Annotated in this window: 22 protein-coding genes, 1 tRNA gene and 1 other RNA gene; 10 read left to right on the plus strand and 14 right to left on the minus strand. The window is 60.0% G+C overall.

What is annotated here, in order from left to right; translation table 11 throughout:
• Positions 1-2 precede the first annotated feature (2 nt).
• The 9 genes from AADW22_RS10270 to acuI form a co-directional block, all read right to left on the minus strand.
• Positions 3-92: transfer RNA gene (locus tag AADW22_RS10270), tRNA-Ser, on the minus strand.
• Positions 93-174: 82 nt separating this feature from the next.
• On the minus strand, positions 175-894 hold the full coding sequence (locus tag AADW22_RS10275; RefSeq protein WP_407473656.1) for an alanyl-tRNA editing protein: 720 nt from the start codon (positions 892-894) through the stop codon (positions 175-177).
• Positions 891-3,233: a DUF3772 domain-containing protein gene (locus AADW22_RS10280; protein ID WP_407473657.1), complete on the minus strand. Its 2,343-nt coding sequence runs from the start codon at positions 3,231-3,233 to the stop codon at positions 891-893. The genes AADW22_RS10275 and AADW22_RS10280 overlap by 4 nt, the downstream gene beginning before the upstream one ends.
• Positions 3,230-4,264 (minus strand): cysteine synthase A, encoded by a 1,035-nt coding sequence (locus AADW22_RS10285; protein ID WP_005853660.1) that lies wholly within the window; start codon positions 4,262-4,264, stop codon positions 3,230-3,232. The genes AADW22_RS10280 and AADW22_RS10285 overlap by 4 nt, the downstream gene beginning before the upstream one ends.
• 14 nt (positions 4,265-4,278) lie before the next feature.
• Entirely contained in the window at positions 4,279-5,412 is a 1,134-nt protein-coding gene (locus AADW22_RS10290) for an NUDIX domain-containing protein (protein WP_407473658.1), read from the minus strand.
• 4 nt (positions 5,413-5,416) lie between these two features.
• Positions 5,417-5,857, minus strand: a complete 441-nt coding sequence (locus AADW22_RS10295) for a TrgA family protein (protein ID WP_407473659.1) — start codon at positions 5,855-5,857, stop codon at positions 5,417-5,419.
• A gap of 32 nt (positions 5,858-5,889) precedes the next feature.
• Entirely contained in the window at positions 5,890-7,098 is a 1,209-nt protein-coding gene (locus AADW22_RS10300; RefSeq protein WP_407473660.1) for a class I SAM-dependent methyltransferase, read from the minus strand.
• A gap of 77 nt (positions 7,099-7,175) precedes the next feature.
• On the minus strand, positions 7,176-8,597 hold the full coding sequence (locus AADW22_RS10305) for a cryptochrome/photolyase family protein (protein ID WP_407473661.1): 1,422 nt from the start codon (positions 8,595-8,597) through the stop codon (positions 7,176-7,178).
• A gap of 134 nt (positions 8,598-8,731) precedes the next feature.
• The gene (gene acuI, locus AADW22_RS10310) at positions 8,732-9,724 is read right to left on the minus strand and encodes an acryloyl-CoA reductase (protein WP_039912037.1); all 993 of its coding nucleotides are present in this window, start codon (positions 9,722-9,724) and stop codon (positions 8,732-8,734) included.
• Between the two features lie 189 nt (positions 9,725-9,913).
• Here acuI and AADW22_RS10315 point away from each other — a divergent pair, with 189 nt between their 5' ends.
• The 9 genes from AADW22_RS10315 to AADW22_RS10355 all read left to right on the plus strand — a co-directional run bounded on the left by AADW22_RS10315 (position 9,914) and on the right by AADW22_RS10355 (position 16,224).
• A complete protein-coding gene (locus tag AADW22_RS10315) occupies positions 9,914-10,657 on the plus strand; it encodes a FadR/GntR family transcriptional regulator (RefSeq protein ID WP_407473662.1) in 744 nt (247 codons plus the stop codon).
• 31 nt (positions 10,658-10,688) lie between these two features.
• Positions 10,689-11,035: a transfer-messenger RNA gene (gene ssrA / locus AADW22_RS10320) on the plus strand.
• Between the two features lie 263 nt (positions 11,036-11,298).
• Positions 11,299-12,117 carry a glycosyltransferase gene (locus AADW22_RS10325; RefSeq protein ID WP_037964436.1) on the plus strand — a complete coding sequence of 273 codons (819 nt, stop codon included), beginning with the start codon at positions 11,299-11,301 and terminating at the stop codon, positions 12,115-12,117.
• A 153-nt stretch (positions 12,118-12,270) separates the two neighbouring features.
• On the plus strand, positions 12,271-13,527 hold the full coding sequence (gene chrA, locus AADW22_RS10330; RefSeq protein ID WP_407473663.1) for a chromate efflux transporter: 1,257 nt from the start codon (positions 12,271-12,273) through the stop codon (positions 13,525-13,527).
• Between the two features lie 72 nt (positions 13,528-13,599).
• A complete protein-coding gene (locus AADW22_RS10335) occupies positions 13,600-14,070 on the plus strand; it encodes an SspB family protein (RefSeq protein WP_005853671.1) in 471 nt (156 codons plus the stop codon).
• Between the two features lie 113 nt (positions 14,071-14,183).
• Entirely contained in the window at positions 14,184-15,578 is a 1,395-nt protein-coding gene (fumC, locus tag AADW22_RS10340; RefSeq protein ID WP_005853673.1) for a class II fumarate hydratase, read from the plus strand.
• Entirely contained in the window at positions 15,575-15,751 is a 177-nt protein-coding gene (locus AADW22_RS10345; protein WP_005853675.1) for a DUF4169 family protein, read from the plus strand. Before fumC ends, AADW22_RS10345 begins: the two co-directional genes overlap by 4 nt.
• Positions 15,748-15,981, plus strand: a complete 234-nt coding sequence (locus AADW22_RS10350; RefSeq protein WP_064216470.1) for a ribbon-helix-helix domain-containing protein — start codon at positions 15,748-15,750, stop codon at positions 15,979-15,981. The genes AADW22_RS10345 and AADW22_RS10350 overlap by 4 nt, the downstream gene beginning before the upstream one ends.
• A 9-nt stretch (positions 15,982-15,990) precedes the next feature.
• Positions 15,991-16,224 (plus strand): hypothetical protein, encoded by a 234-nt coding sequence (locus AADW22_RS10355; RefSeq protein ID WP_009824689.1) that lies wholly within the window; start codon positions 15,991-15,993, stop codon positions 16,222-16,224.
• A 48-nt stretch (positions 16,225-16,272) separates the two neighbouring features.
• On the opposite strand, the gene AADW22_RS10360 is transcribed toward AADW22_RS10355, so the two are convergent.
• From AADW22_RS10360 to AADW22_RS10375, 4 genes are all read right to left on the minus strand, one after another.
• On the minus strand, positions 16,273-17,166 hold the full coding sequence (locus AADW22_RS10360) for a fructose bisphosphate aldolase (protein WP_074634870.1): 894 nt from the start codon (positions 17,164-17,166) through the stop codon (positions 16,273-16,275).
• Between the two features lie 69 nt (positions 17,167-17,235).
• Positions 17,236-18,588 (minus strand): cytochrome P450, encoded by a 1,353-nt coding sequence (locus AADW22_RS10365; RefSeq protein ID WP_407473664.1) that lies wholly within the window; start codon positions 18,586-18,588, stop codon positions 17,236-17,238.
• Entirely contained in the window at positions 18,585-19,811 is a 1,227-nt protein-coding gene (locus tag AADW22_RS10370; protein ID WP_407473665.1) for a hypothetical protein, read from the minus strand. Before AADW22_RS10370 ends, AADW22_RS10365 begins: the two co-directional genes overlap by 4 nt.
• Before the next feature lie 56 nt (positions 19,812-19,867).
• Positions 19,868-20,620 carry a cytochrome c biogenesis CcdA family protein gene (locus tag AADW22_RS10375; protein WP_037945030.1) on the minus strand — a complete coding sequence of 251 codons (753 nt, stop codon included), beginning with the start codon at positions 20,618-20,620 and terminating at the stop codon, positions 19,868-19,870.
• A 104-nt stretch (positions 20,621-20,724) separates the two neighbouring features.
• Here AADW22_RS10375 and AADW22_RS10380 point away from each other — a divergent pair, with 104 nt between their 5' ends.
• Entirely contained in the window at positions 20,725-20,952 is a 228-nt protein-coding gene (locus tag AADW22_RS10380; protein ID WP_037945031.1) for a sulfurtransferase TusA family protein, read from the plus strand.
• Between the two features lie 97 nt (positions 20,953-21,049).
• On the opposite strand, the gene AADW22_RS10385 is transcribed toward AADW22_RS10380, so the two are convergent.
• Entirely contained in the window at positions 21,050-23,989 is a 2,940-nt protein-coding gene (locus tag AADW22_RS10385) for an Rne/Rng family ribonuclease (RefSeq protein WP_407473666.1), read from the minus strand.
• Between the last annotated feature and the right edge of the window lie 552 nt (positions 23,990-24,541).

Genomic DNA, 24,541 nt, shown 5'->3' on the forward strand with positions numbered 1-24,541 from the left:
AATGGCGGACAGACAGGGATTCGAACCCTGGAGACGGTCTCCCGCCTACACACTTTCCAGGCGTGCGCCTTCGACCACTCGGCCACCTGTCCATTGAGGGGGTGTTTAACGTGACCTGCGGGCGGGGTGCAAGGGGTAAAACGCGCGAAATTCAACAAGATTTCAATGCGCCGTTCAGCTGTCGAGATGGACGTAGATCCGGCGGGTGCCGCGCCCCTTTTTCTCAATCTTGCCAAGGCGTACCGCGCCAATCTCTCCGGTGCGGGCAACGTGCGTACCGCCGCAGGGCTGCAGGTCGATCCATGCGTCACCCTCTCCGATTTGCACCAGACGTACGTTGGCCGCCGTGACCGGTGGTGCGACGGATAACGTCTTGACCAATTCAGGCGCGGCTTGCAATTCCGCTTGGGTAATCCAGTGATCCGTAATCGGCAAATCCTGCGCGATATAGGACGCCAGCGCGTCTTCGATGCCGTCGCGATCCTCTGGCGCATCGGCAAGGTCAAAGTCCAGCCGCCCATGCGTGGCCGAGATTTGCCCCCCCACCACGGGGAACGGCACGACCACGGACAACAGATGCAGCAGGCTGTGCACCCGCATGTGCCGGTGCCGGCGGTCCCAATCCAGCTTTTGCGTGACATGGGTGCCCGGCTGGGGGATTTCCTCGGGCTCGGCCGGAACCAGAATGATGGACCCGTCCAGCCCTTTGACCGTTGTCGCGATCGGCATGCGCTGCTTGTCCCAGTTCAGCCAACCGCTGTCCCCCGGTTGCCCGCCGCCCGTGGGATAGAACACTGTCCGGTCCAGCACGATCCCGCCCTCGTCGGTGATGGCGGTGACTTTGGCGGCGCTGTCGCGGGCATAGGCGTCGGTGAGGTAGATCGGCTCGTTCAACTGTCCTCTCCATCCTGCTTAGAGGGTTTTTCGCCGGCGCGGGTGCGCAGCCATACGTCCCGCTGGGGAAAGGGCACCTCGATGTTTTCGGCGGCAAAGCGTTCGACGATGGCGTGGTTGATATCGCTTTTGACCGACATCATCCAATTCACGTCCCGCAGGAAGGCACGGATCTCGAACTCCAGCGCGTCGGCCCCGAAACGCACCAGCAGCACATTCGGCGCGGGGTTCGCAAGCACCAGCGGCTGGTCCTCCGCGATCTCGCGCAGGATCGCCTCGACACGGCGGGTATCGGTGCCATAGGCCACCCCGACCGAGATAATGACCCGCCCCACGGTATTGCCACGGGTAAAGTTGGTCACCGTACCGCTGACAAGATCGGCGTTCGGGACAATGACGTCGGTGCGGTCAAAGGTTTCGATCCGCGTGGACCGCACCGAAATATCGCGCACATAGCCGGACTTGCCACCGACCTCGATCCAGTCGCCTTCGGAAATGGGGCGTTCGATCAGCAGGATGATCCCCGAGACGAAGTTGCTCACGATGTTCTGCAGACCGAAACCGATACCAACCGACAGCGCACCGGCAACGATGGCAAGAGAGCTAAGGTCAATGCCTGCCCCCGTGATCGCGGCCAGCGCGGCCAGAAAGATCCCGACATAGCCCAGCCCCGACAGCAGCGCGTTCTGCCCGCCGATGTCGATCTTGGTCTTGGGCAGGACATTGCTGCGCAGCGCCCCTTGCAGCAGCCGCGTGAGCAGATAGCCGATCGCAAAAATCACCGCGAAGGCCAGCAGGTTCGACGGCGAGATCCGGCTTTCTCCGATGGTGAACCCGCGCGAGAATGCGGCCCATAACTCGGTCAGGTCCGCGACCCGTGCGCCCCAGACCAGCGCAAGCACAGGCATCGCCAGTAACAGCAGAATCAGACCGAAGAACAGCGGCATCAGCGCTTCGCGTGCGGCAATGCCCTGCCCTGTGATCGCGCCATAGACATCCGCAGAAAAGCGTTGCAGCGCCATGACCAGCCCCAGCACCGCCAGTGTCGTCACATAGGGGCGCAGGATCGCATCCGACAGATCCTGATAGCCAAAGGCATACAGCAGCGGTGCCACCACAGAGACCGCAATAGCCCCCAGCCCGGCACCGCGTACAACCCGCGCATGGGACGATGCTTTGGTCATGCCATCCGCGTCTGGCGTATCCTCTTCGGGTTCACGGTAGCTGCGCAGGATCCGACCGATTTGGAACAGCGCGAGGCTGGTCAGCACCGCCAGCGGGAATTGCACCACCGCGCGTGTCGCCAAGCTGGGGTCGCCGATTTCAAGCACCGTCAGCGCGACGATAGACAGGATCATCACGAAGGTGATCGCGTTCACGTAGAACCGTGCGGATTTACGTTGCTGTGCAGACAGCGGCAAAAGCGCTTCGTCTTCTTCGCGGGCAAAGACCCGTTCGGACACCCAGCGGAACCCGAAGATAAGCAGGCCAATCAGCGGCAGCAATTCAACGACCTGTGTCGCGCGTGCGCCCAGAAAACCAGATTGCCGTGCCGCGATGGTCAGCAGGTAGAGCCCCACTAGCGGGAACAGGATGCGCAACAGGGAGACGACAAAGCGCCAGATTCCCATGCCGCGCGCCTGATGAACGCGCAGGGTATGCGCAATCTTCATCGCCCAGACACGGCCGCGGAACAGCAAGAGCAAGCCTGCAATACCCGCGAAGAAAACGGTCGGCAGGTTGTTTTCCAACGTATTCAGCGCGCTGTCCGTATCCTGTTCAGCACTTTCCTGCCAGAAAGCGGCAAAGGCATCCTGCATCTCGACCAGCGCGGGGCCCCAATAGGCGGGGTTCAGCGGCGACGGCGTGGTGCGTAGCAGCCGTTCGGTCTGGCGTTCGCGAATGATCTTGTCGATCTCGCGCACCAGTCCGTCCGCGCGCAGAAACTCGCGCTCTGCGATCTGCACGGGGGCCAGCAGGGTGTTCAGCTGCTGGTTGATGTCGGCGCGGGTCTTGGCCACCTCTGGCGCTTCGGGTTCGGCATTTTCGCCCTCGGGCGCTGTGCCCAAGGCGGCAAGCTGGTCGCGCAGCGCAGCGATACGTTCAGCGTTCAGCGTGCGCGCGGCCTCGAACTCGGACCGGTAGTTGACGATACGCCCGCGCAGGCTGTCGAGTTCGGAAGTCGGTGTGTCGGCCTCTTCAACCGATTGTTCCGCCTTGACCGCAACACTATCCCATTGCTCCGCCGTTTCTTCGACGTCGGTCTGCGCGAAAGCCGCGGTCGTCAGGCAAAGCGCCAGAAGACCGCAGGCCAGAAGCCCCCTGAGCGTCGCGATCATTGGTCTTCGAAGACGCCGGGAATGGATTGTGGGGCGCGGTCCAGCCAAGCGGGCACGGGCAGATCCTTTTCGCGCAGGAAGTCGGGGTTGAACAGTTTCGACTGATAGCGCGTGCCAAAGTCGCACAGGATCGTCACGATTGTATGCCCCGGCCCCATATCCTTGGCCAGACGCACCGCACCGGCGACGTTCACACCCGACGACGCCCCAAGGCAAAGCCCTTCGTGTTGCAGCAGGTCAAAGACATAGGGCAGCGCCTCTGCGTCCGAGACGTTGTAGCTGAAATCGGGCGTGAACCCTTCGAGGTTCTTGGTGATGCGGACCTGACCGATACCTTCTGCGATTGATCCGCCTTCGGCGACCAGTTCGCCCTTGGTGTAATAGTTATGCAGCGCGGCCCCGTCCGGGTCGGCAATCGCGATCTTCACGCCTTTGGGCTGCAACGCCATGCCGATCCCGGCCAGCGTGCCGCCAGATCCCACCGCACAGCAGAATCCGTCCACCTTGCCGCCGGTCTGCTCCCAGATCTCGGGGCCGGTGGTTTCGATATGCGCTTGACGGTTGGCGACGTTGTCGAACTGGTTGGCCCAGATCACACCTTCATTCGTGGTGCGCGCCAGTTCATTCGCGAGCCGTTCCGAGTAGCGCACAAAGTTGTTGGGGTTGCGGTAGGGTGCCGCGGGAACCTGCACCAGCTCGGCCCCGGCAAGGCGCAGCATGTCCTTTTTTTCCTGACTTTGCGTTTCAGGAATGACGATCACGGTTTTGAACCCCATCGATGCGCCGACAAGTGCCAGCCCGATACCGGTGTTGCCTGCCGTGCCTTCGACAATCGTGCCGCCGGGTTTCAGCGTGCCCTTCGCGATGGCATCCTGAATGATGAACAGCGCAGCACGGTCCTTGACCGACTGGCCGGGGTTCATGAATTCTGCCTTGCCGTATATCTCGCAGCCGGTTTCCTCGCTCGCCTTGCGCAGACGAATAAGAGGGGTGTTGCCAATGGCCTGCGCCAGATCAGATGCGACGTGCATGGGATGCTCCTAAATCAAGTTACATCCGGTGTAGCGGCGGGCGCTTCCAACCTCAAGCGTTCCCGATGCCGCGCAAGCCAGTAAGCGGCAATCACCAGCGGCGCATTGGCAGCTTCAAGCTGGTCTACCATGGTCATCAGCGCATCAAAGCCGATGAGATGGGACCGGATATCCTCGTTTTCGGCCTCAAGCCCGTTCACACCGGTGCTACCATCGGGCAAATCGGCAAGCCCCAGATAGATATAGAAAAATTCCGTAGAATCCCCCGGAGAGGCATAGACTTCCGCGATTTTTTCAAGCTTGCGCAGGGTCAGACCCGCTTCTTCCTGCGCTTCGCGGTGCGCGGCGTCTTCGGGGCTTTCGCCCGGATCAACACGGCCCGCGATGGGTTCAAGCTGCCACTGCGCGCGATCCCCCCGCGCCACCGGCCCCATGCGCAGCTGCTCTACCAGCATCACCCGATCCCGCACCGGATCATAGGGCAGCACCAACGCGGCATCGGTCGCGACGAAGACCGCACGCTCCAGCACATCGGTCATCGTGCCATCGAAACGCTCGTGGGCGAGGTGATATTCGTTCAGCGCGAAATAATTGGTATAGGCGCGGTCAATCCGGTCGATCCGGACCTTGCCGTACAGCGTCCCTGCCCCGTGTTTCGACCGAAGCGCATTCACCTGCGCCGCTGCCCGTGACCGGATCATCGGGAACATCTGCGCCACGCGGTCGGCGGTGTAGACGCCGAAATAATCCATCACCTCGCGCGCGGCAAAGCAGCTGAGCGCCCCCCAGTCTGCCTGCCACTGTGCCAGCGACCACGGGTCACGCGTTGTCCATTGATCGGGCCGCGCGAAATAGCCCAAAGCCTTTGCGCCGCTTTCCAACGTGATTTCCTGCAGGTCGTAGGCAAAGCTGCCCTCGTAGAAATTCAACCGGTCCAGATCGTTCTGCCCCAGCCCGCGCAACAACAACCCTTCGGCGGATTGGCCCGGTGCCGGCACGATACAGGGGAACGGCCCCTCGACCACGGACAAGGCGATGTGATCCGGCAAACGGTCCGGCGAGATGTCAAGCCGGTCCGCCGCGCGCCCCATCACAATTTCAAGCAGCGGCACATGCCGCAACGACCCATAGAGGAAAAGATCTGTCATCGGCTTAAGGGAACTTGCTGTCGATAAGGTTTGTGATCACGCCACTGACGGCACCGCCAATCAACACGACCGCGATGATCGACACCGTCGCCATGATCAGGAAGTATTCGGCACCGATACCAATCATGCCCACCAGCGCCTCTCCGACACCGCCATAGCGGTGCATCATCGCGTTCTCGATCATCTCGCGGCCTGCCTGGATGAACAGCCCCCAGAACACCAGAACCACGGCGCCGGTCAGCCCGATGGTGATCCCTTCGGAAACGCCACCGCCCGCACGTGCCCCCATGACCCGCCACCCGACCGCGAGCCCGAGGGCAATATTGGTGGGAATGAAATACCCGAACTGGGTGGATTCAGGCATCAGGGGCATGATCATGCGCGAAAGGGCAAAGCCCATCAGCGCCAGGCAGAAAGCGGCTGTCAGGCGGGCAGCGGTCGGCATCGGGATTTCCTTAGACTACAAGCAATGCGCCCTCAGGCCGGACGCTTCACGGTAATCTGTGTCACATCGCAATTGCCGCTGTCAAAGGTAGACGCGCAAGAGGTGAGGTAGAAATCCCACATCCGCTTGAAGCGTTCGTCAAAGCCCATGCGCGCGATCTCTTCCCACTTTTCATTGAAGGTCGTATGCCAGCGGCGCAGCGTGACGTCGTAACTTTTCCCGAATTCGATAGACTTTTCAACGGCTAGTCCGGCATTCTCAACCTGTTGCTTCAACACCGTAGGGCTTGGCAGCATCCCCCCTGGGAAGATATATTTCTGAATGAAATCAACGCCTCGCTTGTAAACCTTCCAGCGGCGATCCGGCACGGTGATGATTTGCAAGGTCGCTTGACATCCAGGTTTAAGACAGGCGTGCAACGTATTGAAATATGAAGGCCAATACTGTTCCCCAACAGCTTCGAACATCTCGATGCTGGCAATACCATCGTAGGTGCCACGCTCGTCACGGTAATCCTGAAGCTTGAACTCAACAACATCCGCCAAGCCCGCGTTTTCAATACGTTCTTTGGCGTAGTTAAACTGCTCTTTGCTGATCGTGAGGCACGTCACCTTGAGCCCGCGTTCCTTCGCTGCATATTCAGCGAAACCGCCCCAGCCACAGCCGATTTCCAGCACATGGTCCCCAGCCGAGACCCCCATTTGATCCACCATAGAGGCATATTTCGCGGTCTGCGCCGCCTCCAGCGATTGTTGAAAGCCGTCTTCAAAAAGCGCGCTTGAATAGGTCATCGTGTCATCAAGCCACAATTTGTAGAAATCATTCCCCAAATCATAGTGATAGCTGATGTTCTTACGCGCTTGCTTCTTGCTGTTGCGCTGCAACCAGAAGCGCAGGGATTCAAATTTACGGATCAACCCCATGCCGGGGAATGAATCGTAGATATCCTCATTCGCATGGGCCACGTCCATAAAGGCCTGCAGGTCCGGTGTGCTCCACCATTCGTCAAGGTAGGCATCGCTGAAACCAAGATCACCCTCCCTGATAAGACGCGCAAACAAGTCATTGTTATGGATACGAATTTCCGCAATCGGCAGCGGGTTCTTTCCGGTTGCGCGAAAGCACCGCCCGTCGGGCAAAACAAAGTCGACCTGCCCGTTTTGCATTTCCTGCGCCATCGCAAAAACACGCGAGAAATATCGTGGAAGGGCAGTCTGCCCCTCGGTGCTGGTCAAAATCATTCGCTCTCCTGTATGCGCTTGGACGCGTATCTTATTGGTTTATGGGTGTTACGTGGGAGATCCACGTTTCATAAAGGTTAAAAGTTTCGCCCCTTATAGGTTTCAAGGGCCCGTTCGCGCCCTTCGTCCAGCGCGATGATCTTTTCGGGATAGTCATCATCCGCCGACAAGGGCCAACTGCGCGGGATCGCATCGAAGAATGCAAGCGCGTCCTTATGCGGATTGGCGCGCCCTTCGGCGATCCAGCGACTGGCGTAGTCTCTATTCTTATCAAATTTATCCAGCTGTGTCTCGGAGTTGAACACGCGGAAATACGGGGACGCGTCCGGCCCCGACCCCGCCGCCCATTGCCACCCCATCGCATTGCTCGCGGGGTCCCAGTCGATCAGGCAATGTTCAAACCACTTCTGCCCGATGCGCCAGTGACACATCAAATGTTTCGTCAGATAGCTCGCGACGATCATGCGGCCCCGGTTATGCATGCGGCCGGTGACATAGAGCTCGCGCATAGCGGCATCGACAAAGGGTTCGCCCGTGCGCCCCTGTTTCCAGGCTTTCACCTCGGCACGGCGTTCATCCTCGTTCCAGGGGAAGGCATCCCATTCCTCGCGCCAATTATCGGTCAGCATCCGTGGCGTGTGATGCATCAGGTGATAGGCAAACTCGCGCCACACCAGCTCTTTCAGAAAGGTCTCCGCCCCCTGTTTGCCGTCATGCAAGGCGCGCTGTGCGGCGTGCCAGCATTGATGCGGACTAATCTCACCCAGCGACAGGTTCTCGGACAGGTTCGACGTGCCATCGGTGCCGGGAATGTCGCGGGTCTGCTTATAGTCGGCCACCCCATGCGCCATAAACGCCCCCAGCCGCGACTGCGCGGTTTTTTCGCCCAGACAGACAAACCGGCGCACCACATCGGCACCACGGTCCATCGCAGCCCCCAAGCCCCACCCGTCCAGCGCATCACTGTCGGGCCAGCTTTCCGGCGCGGGAAGTTCTGAAGGTGCCGACAGCGGCGGCTCAACATCGCGGGTTTTGACGTTGTTCCAGAACGGCGTGTAGACCTTATAGCAGTCGCCCGCCTTGGTCTCGACCGTCCAGGGTTCGAACATAACGTGCCCGCCAAAGGATTTCGCCTCTATCCCGTCGTTGCACAGGGTCTCTTTGATCTTGCTGTCGCGCTGCACGCTGTCCGGATCATAAAGCCGCGACCAATAGACGGCGCCGGCGCCCGTCTCCTTGATCAGAGCCTGTAATACCTCAAGCGCATCGCCTTCACGCAAGAGCAGCCTGCTCGACACCCCCTCAAGACTGTCCGCCAGCGCCCCGACCCCCAACCCCAGACGCCATTTCGGTGCCGCGCCAAGGGCGTCGACACTCTTGTCCTTGATAAAGACGGGTATCACGGGCCGCCCCGCGTTTGCAGCGGCAGATAGGGCCGGATGATCACTAAGCCGCAGATCGCGGCGATACCAAAGAAGGATGGGGCTTTTGTCGGACATGTCACACTTTGCGTTAAGGTGATGCAAAGCTAGTGCTGACCCCGCAAGGTCAAGGCCGTACCAGTCCCTAAATACGCCAAACGGCGACCCCAAGGGGCCGCCGCCAGACAAATCGTAACCGTCGTGCCGGTGGTTTAGCCGTTCACATCAACCACAACACGGCCCCGCACCTGACCGTTGAGGATGTCTGCCCCCAGCTTGGGCAGATCGCTCAGCGTCGCAGGCACGACCATATCCTCAAGCTTGGACAGCGGCAGGTCTTTCCCGATCCGCTGCCATGCGCGCAGACGGTTGTCATAGGGTTGCATGACGGAATCGATCCCCAGCAGGTTCACACCGCGCAGCAGGAAGGGGATCACCGTGGCCGGCAACCCTGCCCCGCCCGCAAGCCCAACAGCTGCGACCGAACCGCCGTATTTCATCTGCCCCAAGACCCGCGCCAGCATCTCGCCGCCCACGGCATCAATGCAACCGGCCCAGGTTTCGGATTCCAGCGGACGTTTAACGGTTTCGTTCAACTCTTCCCGCGCGACGATCTGCGTGGCACCGAGCGATTTCAGATAATCCGCCGTATCCGGGCGGCCCGTCACACCGGCGACCTCGTGACCCAATGCAGCAAGGATGGCGACCGCGACCGATCCCACGCCACCGGCGGCACCCGTCACCAGTACAGGCCCGTTGCCCGGCACCAGCCCGTGATCCTCCAGCGCCATGACAGACAGCATCGCGGTAAAGCCCGCCGTCCCCACGGCCATGGCTTGGCGGGTATCCAGCCCCTCGGGCAGCGGCACCAGCCAGTCTGCCTTCACACGCGCCTTTTGCGCATAACCGCCCCAATGGGCCTCGCCCACACGCCAGCCGGTCAGCACGACCTTATCGCCGGGTTTGTAGCGATCATCGTCCGATGCCTCCACGGTGCCTGCGAAATCGATACCCGGAATATGGGGATACTTGCGCACCAAGCCGCCGCCCGGTCCGATGCACAGCCCGTCCTTGTAGTTCACGGTCGAATATTCGACAGCAACGGTCACATCACCCTCGGGCAAACGGTCAAGGTCAATCTGGGTAACCTCGGCATGGGTCTTGCCGGATTCCTCATCCTTATTCACCATCAACGCATCAAACATCATTTCTCCTGTCTCGGACCGCTGTTCAGGGCCCGCTTCATTTTGCCAGTAAACTCCGGGGAGCCCGAGGGGCTGGCCCCTCGGTTCCATGGGTTCAAGCTGCGGGCCAGTGGGGGTGCCCGCCGACTCACATCTTGCAAAATTAATGTCAGACAATTAAAGTTTTTCCAAACCATAAATGTAAGACATATGAATTCCACGCCAGAAACCGCCTCTGATCTGTCCAGCCATATTGCCGCGAACATACGTGATGCCATCATCAAGGGTGTGCTGATCGTGGACGAACGCCTCCCCTCCGAGGCGGAGCTGTCGGTGCAGTTCAACGTCTCGCGCGCGACGGTGCGCGAGGCGCTCAAGCGATTGGCGGCACAATCACTGATCCGCACGCAACGGGGGGCAACGGGCGGCGCTTTCGTCAATCGCATCAGCTTTGAAGCCGCCCAAGCGCAGCAGATCACCACCTCTACCCTGCTTTTGTCGATGAATGACGTCAGCTTCGAGACCGCCTGCGAGGCCCGCTTCGCGCTAGAGCGCGCCTGCGCCCCCCTGTCGGCGGCACGCAGGCAGGATCATCACCTGGACGCGATGCAAAACGCGCTTGCCGCGCAATCTGCCCCCGATCTGTCGGACGCGGGCTTTTGCGCGGCTGATGTCGCGTTTCACCGCGCGCTGGTCGATGGGGCGTGCAATCCGGTGCTGTCCTATCAACTCGCCGGTGCGGTCGAAGCGATGCAGCCGCTGATGAACATGATCACCTTCACCGCATGGTCCCGCGACGCCATCGTCGCGCGCCATCGTGACATTGCCACCGCGATCGCCGCCCGCGACGCCGGCGCCGCCGCCCAAGGGCTGACCCTGCTTGAGGAAGAGACCCAGGCCCTCGCCCGCACCGTCTTTGCCCGCCGCAGCAAACAGATTGACGCGGCCCGATAGCCCGCGGGTCACCTTTCGTTTTCAAAGCTTTCCCCTTGCAAAGCAAATCACGCCCCTTATATCTAGGGTGTCCTTCGGGACTATGGGTATAAACGCGCATGTAATAAGCGGTTCGGACCCGGGGGCGGTACCCGGCGACTCCACCAAACATCCGTCATTTGCGGATCATGGGGTCGAAATAGGATCGACGAACGTCTAAAGATGTTGCTTTATCTCGGCTGACTGCCACCGTTATCGGCGTAAAATGTACAATTGCAAATGACAATCGTGCTCCAATGGCGATGGCCGCGTAAGCGACCGGAACTATTGAAACTTAAGTCCTTACGTTTAGCGACCTAAGGCGGGGTTCGCAGGTACCTGGCAACAGAAACCTGCACTTACCTCTCCCCCCGTAATTCTGCACTTTCAAGCGCATGATATGCAGTTTTCGCCTGCTCATGGTCAGGCGGGTCATCGCCTGTGCTGCAATCGAACGGCAGCTTGCATAAGCACTTCGTCCGCTTCAGAATGAACGGCAGAACACCCAAGCCCCTCGAACCCTGACTTTCAACGCGCACTTCGGGTTTGTTTGACTTGCAGTCAAAAAGTCCATAATTTTTAATAAGATACATTAACCGCCCACAAAGCAGAGAATCCGTTCAATGTCCCAATCGACTGAAATACTTGTCTCAACTCGGTTCTCGTTTTTAGGGGCGTCAGGATGGCAAAGCGACTTTTCCAAAGATGCGGCGATGCTGTTCGATAAAAACAGGCTATTGCGGCGGCTGTGGCTGTTCAACAATATCGCATTGGCAAGCCTCGCGTCGCAAACGGACGATAACTTTCACCATTTCATCCTCTCCAGCGATCAGATGCCCGATTGGGCAAAATCAGAGCTGACCGATATGTGTGAAGACCGTTTAGGGGCTGGCAAGTTCACGATACAATTCGCGCCGCAGGGCCCGGCGAGGAAGTTTCAGCGCCACGCAATCGGAAAATTTGCAGGGAGCGATCCTGTGGCGCAAGTCGTCCTTGATGATGATGACGGGCTGTCCTCGGATTTCATCGCAACGCTCAGAGCGCATCTAGCGCAAGCCGAGCCGCTCGAAGCAGAGGGCACGCCCCATTTTTACACATTCCCAAAGGGGTACGCATTGGGCCTGCGTGACGACGAGGTTCAGTTATGGGCACATCGCTTCAAATTCATTAATTTGGGTCTGACGATGGTTGGCAGGAAAGACCATAAAAACATATTCGGCATCGGCCATATGGATGCACCAAAACGGTTCGGCTACACCAGCGACACTCGGAAACTCATGTATATCCGCACGTTGAGCGACGTGAACGACTCGCGTGTCAGCGTCGGTGAAAGATGGACAGAGGTCGAGAATTGGCGCGACGACGAGGACTTTAAATCAAGGTTCCCTTGGATGCTGGACGTGCCGTTCAAAGAGTTCAACGATTTCGATAGTTTGGCGTGATAGCAACCCACCCCCTAACCTGACAATCCGCATCGTTTGAATACCACCGCGCGTATGTGCGGGCAGTGCCAATCGGTGCCCCACCGGCGCTTGACCTCGGGGGCCGGTACTGCGACCTCTGGCGCGGGGCATGTTGAGAGGCATATGCGAGATATGAGTGTACCGGAATGGGGCCTGCTGGCGCGTGTGTTCGGGCGGATCGGGGTGCTGTCCTTTGGGGGGCCTGCGGCACAGATCGCCTTGATGCACAAAGAGTTGGTCGAGCGTCATCGCTGGCTTTCGGAAGACGGGTTTTTGCGCGCGCTGTCCTTGTGCATGTTATTGCCCGGGCCAGAGGCGATGCAGCTGGCGACCTATGCCGGATGGCGGCTGCGCGGCACCCTTGGCGGGCTGTTGGCGGGGCTTTTGTTTGTACTCCCCGGGGCTGCGGTCATTCTGGCGCTGGCCTTTGGCTATGCCTATTTCGGCCAACTTCCCTTGGTTCAAGCCGCGTTCATGGGGATCAAGGCGGCGGTCATTGTCGTGGTCTTTCAAGCCTTGCGCAATCTGGGACGGAAGGCGTTGCACGGGCGCGCGGGTTGGGTGCTGGCTGCGCTGGCTTTTGTAGCTCTGTTCGTCTTTGGCCTGCCCTTCCCGCTGATCATTCTGGGTGCGGGCCTTTGGGGCGCTTTTGGTGCCACCGGGCACGGCAGCGTGGTCGAGAGTGAGGGGCTACATCACCGCCCTGCCCGCCCCTTCGGCGTCATCGGGCTTTGGGTCGCGCTATGGGCGTCGCCGCTGATGTTTGTCTGGGGTGTGGGGAATGAATTCCTGCTCAAGATCGGGCTCTTCTTCTCGAAGCTCGCGGTGGTGACCTTTGGCGGTGCCTATGCGGTGCTGGCCTATATGGCGCAGACCGTGGTGCAGGATCACGGGTGGATCACCACCGAACAGATGATCGACGCCTTGGGGCTGGCCGAGACGACGCCGGGCCCTCTCATTCTGGTGACGGAGTTTGTTGCCCTGCTGGCCGGTTTTGCCCAATCGGGGCCATGGGGCGCGGTCTCGGCCGGGGCGCTGGCGCTCTGGGTGACGTTTACACCCTGTTTTCTATGGATATTCCTTGCCGGCCCGTATCTGGAGGCGATCTCGGCGCAGCCGCGGCTGGCAGGGGCCTTGCGCGCGATTACCGCCGCCGTCGTCGGCGTGATTGCCAATCTATCGGTTTGGTTCGCGCTGCATGTGATGTTTGAACGCGTGCTGCCTATGGCGCATCTGGCCGTGCCTCTTCCTGATTGGAGCAGCTTTGATCCCGTGGCCGCTGTGCTGACCGGTGTGGCGGGAGTGTTGATGCTGAGGCTGCGGTTCGGCTTTGTCCTGACGATGACGATAAGCGCTGCATTGGCCCTTTGCTGGCGCCTGTTGCTATAAATTTTTGCGCCCCCTTTTCACTGGTGCGAAATGCCGTATGCTATCGCCATCAACCAAGGCCGGAGAGAAGTAATGAGCCGAAGCATTGAGTATGGCAATCTGATGCACGATGCCATGCGCGGGTTAATTCGTCAGGTATTACTTGACGTTGCAGCCAATGGACTGCCCGGCAACCATCACTTCTTTATCACGTTCGACACTTCTCATCCGGATGCGGAACTGGCCGATTGGCTGTCAGACCGCTACCCCGGCGAGATGACCGTCGTCATGCAGCATTGGTACGACAAGCTTGAGGTCACCGAGGAAGGATTCTCGGTCACGTTGAACTTTGGCGATGCGCCCGAACCCATGTATATCCCCTATGACGCGATCCGCACCTTTGTGGACCCGTCGGTGGAATTCGGCCTGAAGTTCGAACAGCAAGAACCCGGCCAGCAGGACGAGGACGAAGACCTGCCCCAGCAGGACGAAAGCGAGCTTGAGGTCGAGGAAGAGGCCCCGAAAGCCGCCGAAATCGTATCGCTGGACAGCTTCCGCAAGTAATCGACCGGTCAGCGCTGCCTTGTCGCCAAGGTTAGCGCCATCGGCTCATTGCACCGCTGCGGCCCGCGGGGTAAACCCTGATCAGACATAAGCCCAAGATCAGGAGCCTTTTCATGGCCGATACCCGTACAGAAACCGACAGCTTTGGCCCATTGGAAGTGCCGTCCGATAAATACTGGGGCGCGCAGACCCAGCGGTCGATCATCAACTTCCCCATCGGGTGGGAAAAACAGCCCGTGCCGATCATCCGCGCCCTTGGCGTTGTGAAAAAAGCCTGTGCGATGGAAAACCTGAACCAGGGCAATCTGGACCAGAAGCTGGCCGATGCAATCACCGCCGCCGCGACCGAGGTGATCGAGGGTAAGTTCGACGACAACTTCCCGCTGGTCGTCTGGCAGACCGGTTCCGGCACCCAGTCGAATATGAACGCGAACGAGGTGATCTCGAACCGCGCGATCGAGATGCTGGGCGGCGAGATGGGGTCGAAAGATCCGGTCCACCCCAACGACCACTGCAACATGGGACAGTCGTCCAACGATACCTTCCCTACCGCGATGCATGTAGCCATCGGCATGCAGGCCCGCGATGTGCTGCTGCCCGGTCTGCAAAAGCTGCACGACGCCCTGGTCGCGAAGTCCGAAGAGTTCAAGGACATCATCAAGATCGGCCGGACCCATACCCAGGATGCGACACCGCTGACCTTGGGTCAGGAATTCTCGGGCTATGCGCACCAGGTGAAAAAGGGGATCGAACGGGTCAACGCCTGCCTGCCCGACATCTATGAACTGGCCCAAGGCGGTACTGCCGTTGGCACCGGTCTGAACACCAAGAAAGGCTGGGCCGAAGCCGTGGCCGCGCATATGGCCGAAATCACCGGCCTGCCCTTTGTCACCGCGCCGAACAAGTTTGAATCGCTGGCCGCCCATGACGCGATGGTCATGTTCTCGGGCGCGCTGAAAACTGTTGCGGGATCGCTGTTCAAGATCGCCAATGACATGCGCTTGCTCGGGTCCGGCCCGCGTTCGGGTCTGGGCGAGTTGATCCTGCCCGAGAACGAGCCCGGGTCGTCCATCATGCCGGGTAAGGTGAACCCGACGCAGGCCGAAGCGCTGACAATGGTCTGTGCGCATGTCATGGGCAATGACGCCGCCGTCGGCTTTGCCGGCTCGCAAGGGCATTTCGAGCTTAACGTCTACAACCCGATGATGAGCTATAACGTCTTGCAATCCATGCAGCTTTTGGGCGACAGCGCCTCGGCCTTCACGGACAATATGGTTGTCGGCACACAGGCCAATGTCGAACGTATAGACAAGCTGATGAAAGAAAGCCTGATGCTGGTCACAGCGCTGGCCCCCACGATTGGCTATGACAACGCGACCAAAGTCGCGAAGACGGCCCACAAGAACGGCACGACGCTCAAGGAAGAAGCAATCGCCTTGGGCTTTGTCGATGCCGAAACATTCGACCGCGTGGTGCGGCCGGAGCAAATGATCGGACCCAAAGAATGAGCGCCCCCATCAACCTCAACAAGGTCAAGAAAGAGCGCAACCGCGCCTCGCGCAAGGCCCGTGCCGATGAAAACGCGGTACAGTTCGGCCAGAGCAAGGACCAGAAAGAGGTTTTGAAAGCCCGTCTGGCGCAAATCTCGCGCAATCTGGAAGCCCATAAGCGCGACACATGAGCGCCCGACCGGTGAAACATTCGGTGACCCTTCGGGGTCACCGTACGTCGATCTCGCTGGAGGATGAATTCTGGCAGGAATTGCGCGACCTTGCGCAAGAGATGGACATGCCGATCAATGCGCTGGTGGCGCAGATCGATGCAGAGCGCGGCGTTGAAGCGGGGCTGGCCTCTGCGATCCGCGTGTATGTGCTGCGAGCATTAAAGGAACGTTTACCTTCGCGGGGGTAAGTTTCCCCCATGGTCAAACAACAGTATTCTCCATTGTCGCCCGAGGGCTGGATGCTCGCCCTATTCAGTTCGAAGGCCGCCCGCAGCGGGTGTGTCGTGCGGCGGAATGTCAGGGATGTCGAAAGATATGTGGGCCGCCACGCGTTCGAGCAAGAACTTCTACGCCGCGGTTATCACGCTGTGGAGAATGCGGGCCAGCTCGTGATCTTTTGCAATCAGGAACCGATCCGCATTATTGTTTAGGGGTTTTCTTCCCAAGAAAACCCCCGCGGAATTTAGGAAAAATCCAATTTAGGCGACAGAGGCGTCGTAGATCTTGCTGATGTTCTGCCCCAGTGCCGTGTTGAACTCGGCATCCGACATCTTGACGTTCAGCCCTTCGGTCAGCGCACGCGAGAAGCTGGCGATCATCTTGGGGTTTTGCGTCAAACGCGCGCAGGCGTCTTCGGTGGAATACCCACCCGACAGCGCCACGACCCGCAGCACATTGGGGTGATCCGCAAGGCTGTCATAAAGCCCCGCAACTTCTGGCAGCGTCACCTTGAGCATCACCAGTTCCTCCGCCGACAGCGTGGCCAAGTGCTTCTCGAGCTCGGATTTCAGGATGTCTTCGGCTTCCGCCTTGCTCTCGGAATGGATGTTTACCTCTGGCTCGATGATCGGGACCAGACCGGCAGCGCAGACGGTTTTGGCAACGGCGAATTGCTGCGCCACGACCGACGCGATCCCTTCGGCATTGGCGGATTGGATGACCGACCGTTCCTTGGTGCCAAAGATTCCGGCGGCTTTCGCGCGTTTCAGCAGATCGTCCAGCTCGGGCATGGGTTTGAGCAGCTGCACGCCGTTTGCTTCGTCTTCCAGACCTTTGTCGATCTTCAGGAAAGGCACGACGCCGCGATCCTCCCAAAGCAGTTGGGCCACCGGTTTGCCGTTAATCGTGTTGTCCATCGTGCGTTCGAACAGGATCGCGCCCAGTACTTTGTCAGAGGTGAAATCATCGGCCAGAATGATCCGCGCGCGCATGTCGTGCATGGCTTGAAACATCTCGGCATCGCCCGAGTAATCGGAAGGTTCAACGCCATAAAGGCTCAGCGCCTTGGGGGTCGATCCGCCCGACTGGTCCAATGCGGCCACAAACCCCTGCCCTGTTTCCATTTGTGTGCGCTGTGCGTCTGTCGTGGTCATGATGATCCTGGCCCTTATTGATTCCGTCGAATGTTCGTTTAACGCATCTATTCCCGCGATGATATATCGTTAGCGCCGGACAAAGCGCAGCAAAATGCCGTCTTTTGAACGAACTGTCAGATGTGCCACGGGAACAGGTGGCTTTTCGCCGACAACCTCTATGCGGTAATCGCGCAGGATACGCGACAGGATCAACGGGCCTTCGACCATGGCAAAGCCTGCCCCCGGGCAGACCCGCGCACCGGCACTGAACGGCAGATAGGCCTCGCGCTGGCATTTCTTGCCGTTCTCGCTGTGCCAACGCGCCGGATCAAACCCGTCGGGGTTGTCCCATAGGCGTTCGTGACGATGCAGATGCCACGGGCTGATCACCACCTGTGCCCCACGCGCCACGGTTCGGTCGCGGAACGTCGCGGGGCAGCTCGCTTCGCGCACCATCATCGGCACGGGGGGATAAAGCCGCAGTGCCTCGCGGAAGACATCGCGGCTTTGCCTAAGCTTGCCCATGACCGCAAAATCGCACTGGTCGATCGCCTGTGCCTCTTCGGCCAGACGGTCCTGCCAGTCGGGATGGGTCGCCACCAGATACATCGCCCATGCCAGCGCCGAGGCGCTCGTCTCGTGGCCCGCAAGAAAGAAGATCGCGACCTGATCGACCATTTCTTCGGTGGTAAAGGTAGAGCCGTCTTCGGGGTCGGGCGTGGTCATGATCTTGGTCGCCAGATCGTCGGGGGCGGTGCCCGCCTTGATCGCCTCCATCCGCTCGGCCGTCAGCGCGGTGATAAGTCGCCGGATCTTGGCTGCGCTGCGTTTGGTGTCGCGGCGGAACAACCGTGGCAGCCAGCGGGGCAAGGGTACAAAGGCCGCGATGTTCAGGATCGGCTGGCTGCGCTGATAGGTTTTGAATTCGTCAAAGACCTCGCGCGCCATGTGGTGTTCGATGGGAATCGAAAACAACGTGCGAAAGATCACATCCGCCGCCGCGTGGCTGGTCTGCGCCTCCACCTCTAGCGGCGCGCCATCATAAGGGGCAAGCCGTGCCGCTGCTGCCTCTGCCGCGTCCCAGATGGCGGGAAAGGTTTCGCGCAAGCGGCCCCCTTCAAACGCGGGGTCAATGACGCGCCGCTGCCGTTTCCATATCGCCCCGTTGGTCAGGAATACCGAATTGCCAAGCAGCGGGCGCAATCCTTCGCCGATCCGGTCGGACTTGGGATACTCGTCGGGGCGCGTCTTGAGCACGGTCTGGATCAGATCAGGCTGGTTGATCAGATAACTGCGGAAGAACGGCGTCTTGAACTCTGCCATCCAGGCCCGATACAGGCGTGCGGGCTGCGCCGACAGGATGTCTTGGCGAAAGAGCCGCGCATAGCGCCAAAGCGACACTTTCGCGGGGCGGCTCTCGGGTTTGGGGGGCAGCGTCATGGCGCGGTAGAGGTGAATTTATTCACCGGTTTGACAATGCGCGACCGGGATGCAGGCCGTCCGGCATAGCGTTCGGCCAAACTATGCGGGCCGGCGGTAATCTGGAAATAGTCATAATCCTTGGGCGCATCAAAGGCGCAAAGGTATTGGAAATGCAGCCGGAAAAACCGCCAGCGCAGCTCTTTCCAGCGGGCGGGGGTCAGCGATTGGGTGAAGGCCGCGGAAAACACCAGCGGCCAGCGTTTATCCTCGGGGGCAACGCCCGACACCGCTACCGGATCGCAAAGCGCAAAGGCACAGCCGTCGCCGGGGGCGGTCACATCGACCCACGTCAGACCCTCGCATTGGGACAGAAAGCGCAAATCGGCGCGCAGACGGTGGGCATCGCGCAGGAAAGACACCATCGGCACCACCTGCCCCAAAGTCATAAAGGCCAGCGCAGGCCCGTCAGCAGGAACACGGCCCGCACGGATCAGATCGGCAAGGATCGACACCCCCAGATGCGCGCCGGAGGAATGGCCCACGACCAGCACCTCGTCCACATCAGACCTCAGCGCCTGTGCGATGGCATCCCCGAATTCGGTCATGCGCGTTTCAAGCGCGGGCGGGTTCGCCCCGCGCGTCGCGGCCCCGAAGGCGTAATCATGCATCAGGTAATAGGCGAAAAGCTTGCCGTCGTGTTTCTTGAACCAGCGCAGCACCTGCCAGCCCAGCCCCACGCCAGCGGCGGCGACGATCCCCTTGAACCACGCAGCCCCGCCAAAGAAGGTCAGCCCCGCGTACAGCAGCTTGCCCGCGAGGGCAGCGATCAACAGTTGCAGCAACAACATCCCCACCGGATAAAGCGCCGCAATCACCGGCCCCTTGCGCAGCTTCATCAACCGCCAAAGCGCACCCGACGCGATATAGACCCAAGCCGTCTGCACCAACTGCCCATAGGTCGCGAGGATCGAATTGCTCATGGAGATGCGCACAATGTCGGACCAGACGAGCACGTCGACCTGAGCCTCTACATCAACGCCATCGATATGCGCGGCGACGTTCCAGCCGTAGTTCCCGCCGCCCTTCTTGGGCGACAGCGCGATCTGATAGTCCGAGATCCGCGCCTGTGCGCTGCCTTCCTTGCGGTAAAGCTCGCGGTAGCGGCGCGGATGAATGGGGTCGTAGCCCGGGATATAGAAAACCCGTCGCGTCTTGACTGTCTGCTCTATGTTCTCGGCCATCGTTCACCCTGTATTTCGCCGCAGCTTAAACAGGTTTTCCGGCAAGAGTAAGGCGCCTAACCCAAGGATCCCAATGCAGGAAATGTTTCCAGCAACCAGAAAGAGAAGGTCGTAAACGCCCCCGTCAGCAGCGCCAGACCGACGACCACCAGCAAGATCCCCATGCCGCGTTCGATCAGCTTCATATAGGGCTTGATCCGGTTCATGACGTGGGTGGCGCGGGTAATGAACATCGCCGCCAACAAAAAGGGAATACCCAAGCCCGCCGCATAGACCCCCAGCAAAAGCGTGCCGCGCGTGACCGAGGCTTCGGACGCCGCGAGCGACAGGATCGCACCAAGCTGCGGCCCGATGCAGGGTGTCCAGCCAAAGGCGAAGGCCAGCCCAAGGATATAGGCCCCAAAGGACGTGCCGCCCTTGTCGCCCGCATCCAGACGCGCCTCTTGATCCAGAAAGGGAATGCGGAAGACGCCCAGAAAATGCAGACCAAAGATGATCACCACAATGCCCGACAGCCGCGCGAAGAGCACCTGATTTTGCAGGAAGAACGCCCCGAAGACCGAGGCCGTGAACCCCAGAATCAGGAACACCGTACTCAGCCCCATCACAAAGAACAGCGCCGCGATGACAGCCTTGCGGCGCGCGGCGGCGACCGATGACATGTCGTTCAGGGTTACCCCGCTCATATAGGCGAGGTACGGGGGGACGATGGGCAGCACACAGGGGCTCAGGAAGCTGATGATCCCGGCGGTCAGCGCGATGAGTATGGCGGGCAGTAGTCCCGCGTCGATCAGGTCAAATCCAAACATGACATCAGCCATAATCTGCTTTGTCCGGCGCGTCACCTGCTGTTGCGCGTGATCCCCGTCACAAGGTTGTGGACGCGTTGAAACATGTGGCTTATCTGAGGACCATGACAGATAAAAACTTTCTCGACGCGACGGGGCTTTTGTGCCCCCTGCCCGTGCTCAAAGCCCGTAAACGCCTGCAATCATTGGCCTCTGGCGATCTTCTGACCGTGCATGCGGATGATCCCGCCGCGATCATCGACATCCCGCATTTCTGTGCCGAGGCCGGTCACAGCCTTGAAAGCGCCGCGATGGACGAAACGCCGCAGGCCTATGTGATCCGCAAAAAGTAACGGTCCCGCCGCCCCACGTGCCGCGGATACCGCAGAAAAAAGGCAGACCCGAAGGTCTGCCTTTTGTCGTTTCTATATGTCAGCGCAGGGGCGCTGCTTAGCCGCCCAAGGACCACCAGCCGCGCCGCTTGGGCTTGGCGGGTTTTTCGGGCTCCGCCTGCGGGGTCGCCTCGGGCTGAGGTACTTCGGTGACCGGTGGCTCCGGCTGGATTTCCTGCGCGGGCGGCATTTCCGTCGGGGTGCTATCGGGCACCTCGGTCGGGGCCGGCGTTTGCTCCACCTCGGCGGGCTGGGACGGCTGCGCGGGCGTGGGTTCTGGCGTCGGGATCGGCGTCGGCTCCTTTGCGGGCTCGGGCGTCGGCGCGTCTGGTGTCACCTCAGGCTCGGGCTTGGGCTCGGGGGTTGGCTGCTCTTTTGGCGCAGGTGTTTCCTCGGGCTTGGGTGCCTCTTGCGAGCCCTCTTCGGTAGCCTCAACAGGGGCGGCCTTGGGCTTGCGCGTGCGGGTCCGCTTGGGTTTTGGCTTGGGCGCGTCTTCGGCGGCGTCCGAGTCGGCAGGGGTCGTCTCCGCAGGTTTCGCGTCCTCAGAGGTTTTGGCATCCGCGTCTACGGTCGCTTCTGCCGCGGCATCCGCCTTGGGTTTGCGGGTCCGGCTACGGGTGCGCTTGGGTTTGTCCTGCGGTTTCGCGTCATCAGAAGCGGCGTCTGCAGTCGCATCCGTTTTCGCGTCATCTTTGGCACCAGCAGTATCCGCCTCGGTTTGCGCGGGCGCGTCGCTATCGCCGTTGTCACCGTTGGTGTTGCTATCGCCGTTGTTTTCACCGTTGGCCGCATCATCCCCGTTGGATTTGCCACCCCGACGCCGCCGGCGACGACGACGACGCTTGGGTTTCCCTTCGCCATCATTGTCATCGTCAGAGCCATTGTGCTGGTTCTGCCCGCCATTGCCGTTGCCGGTAGGTTCATTGTCAGCGTTGTCTGCATCTGCTTCCGCATCGACATCCAGATCGTCGACCTCGTCCATGATGGAAGTATCAACCGACACCACATGTTCGATCGGCGTGACAACGCGTGTCGCGGTCTTGAACTTTTCAAGCGAGAAATCGGGGCTGACCAAAGCGGGGTCGCCTTCGATGCGCACGGCCATGCCATAGCGGCCTTCGATGTGAGCAATATGTTCGCGCTTCTGGTTCATCAGGAAGTTGGCGATGCCGACGGGCGCGGTGATCAATACCTCGCGCGACCGTTTGCGGGTGCCCTCTTCCTCGATCTGGCGCAGGATCGACAGCGCAAGGTTGTCGTCCGACCGGATCAGGCCGGTGCCGTGGCAGGCGTGGCAAGGCTGGGTCGTCGCCTCGATCATGCCGGGACGCAAACGCTGGCGCGACATTTCCATCAGGCCAAAGCCGGAGATGCGGCCCACCTGAATACGCGCACGGTCGGTTTTCAGCTTTTCCTTCATCAGCTTTTCAACGGCGGCGTTATTGCGGCGCTCGTCCATGTCGATAAAGTCGATGACGATCAGACCGGCCAGATCGCGCAGACGCAGCTGGCGAGCGACTTCGGCGGCGGCTTCCAGGTTGGTCTTGGTCGCGGTCTGCTCGATGGAGCCTTCCTTGGTGGCCCGGCCCGAGTTCACGTCGATCGCAACAAGCGCTTCGGTCACACCGATCACGATATAGCCACCCGAAGGCAGCTGCACCGTGGGGTTGAACATGCCCGAGAGGTAGCTTTCGACCTGATAACGCGCGAACAAGGGCAGCGTTTCGCTATAGAGCTTCACGTTCTTGGCGTGGGACGGCATGATCATTTTCATGAAGTCCTTGGCGATGCGGTACCCGCGTTCACCTTCGACAAACACCTCGTCAATCTCGCGGTTATAAAGGTCGCGGATCGAGCGTTTGATCAGGTCGCCTTCTTCATAGATCTTGGCGGGCGCGATGGATTTCAGCGTCAGCTCGCGGATCTGTTCCCACAGGCGTTGCAGGTATTCGTAGTCGCGTTTGATCTCGGCCTTGGTGCGTTGTGCACCGGCGGTGCGCACGATCAGACCGGCACCTTTTGGCACCTGAATTTCGTTTGCGATCTCTTTCAGCTTCTTGCGGTCCGCGGCGTTGGTGATCTTGCGGCTGATGCCGCCCCCACGCGCGGTGTTGGGCATGAGCACACAATAGCGGCCGGCCAGCGACAGATAGGTTGTCAGCGCGGCACCCTTGTTGCCACGTTCCTCTTTAACGACCTGCACCAGCAGGATCTGACGCACCTTGACGACTTCCTGGATTTTATAGCGCTTGGGCCGTGGCTTGCGCGCGGTGCGCAGATCGTCGTGGTCATCGTCATCCGCCACGGATTCGATGCTGTCATCCTTGGAGGACGCATCTTTAGCCTTGGGGCTATCGTCGCTGTCATCCGCGTCGTCGCTGTCGTCCTGCTCATCGGCATCAGGTTTTGCGGCGTCTTTCGCATCTGCTTTGGCGGCCTTGGGCGTGTCACCCTCTGCCTTGCCGTCATCGCCTTCGGGCTCTTCGACAGGCGTTTCGGCAACCCGCTCCATCGGAGAGGAGCCTTCTTCATCGTCCAGATCGACGGTCTGCATGCCATTGATCTGATCGCTGTCGGTGGCATCGGCGTCTTTGCTGACCGTCGCGTCATCGGACACGGTGTCTTCGGCCTTGGACTTGCTGCGGCTGCGCGAGCGTGTCCGGCGTTTGGGTTTTTCGTCTTCGTCTTCCTTGGCGGCCTGCGCTTCGGCATAGGCACGCTCTTCCTCCATCAGCGCCAGGCGGTCGGCGACGGGGATCTGGTAGTAATCGGGGTGAATTTCCGAAAAGGCGAGGAAACCATGACGGTTGCCACCATAATCCACAAACGCGGCCTGCAACGAAGGTTCGACCCGCGTGACTTTCGCGAGGTAGATATTGCCAGCTAGCTGGCGTTTATTCTCTGATTCAAAGTCAAATTCTTCGACCTTGTTTCCGTCAACCACAACAACGCGAGTTTCCTCAGCGTGGGTGGCATCGATAAGCATTTTCTTAGGCATAAATCCATTTTGCACAGCTGCGCAAACAGCAGCCCCGGTGGGGCGCTGCGAGGCAGGGTATGTCTTGTCAGGGCGATGGGTGACGCGGCTAAAACAGGGCCCAAAAGGCCGCCTGTCTGTCTGCTCTTGGCGTCTGCGCGCGTCATCGCGGTTCTTCTCCGACATGGGTGGTGCGTACCGCGCCCCCATATCCATTAATTTACTGCGGTTGTCCGGCCAAAGGCACGGCGCAATCGTCAGCGGTTCTTGAGCCTTTTTTAAGGGCCTAATCGGTCTGCCTGGTCACCACATGCCGGGGAACCGAGGCATCGAAACTGTCTGGGGTCTGGTTTGCCATCCAAAGAGGCAAACAGCCCTACCTACAATTAACGGCAGAAGGCACCAAATGACAATGGGAAATCGCGTTTAGCGGCTATGCAGATACGGGGGCCGATAGCGGTATCACGCCCCCCGCCGCCTTGCTTGACAAGCGTCGGTGCTATGGGAAAAGCTTTGCCAGCGGGTTTATGCCCGTGCCGCAGCCCTGTGACGGGATGCACAAAAATAAGACAG

This window comes from Sulfitobacter sp. PM12, assembly GCF_045586035.1.
In the GTDB taxonomy this organism is placed as follows: domain Bacteria; phylum Pseudomonadota; class Alphaproteobacteria; order Rhodobacterales; family Rhodobacteraceae; genus Sulfitobacter; species Sulfitobacter pontiacus.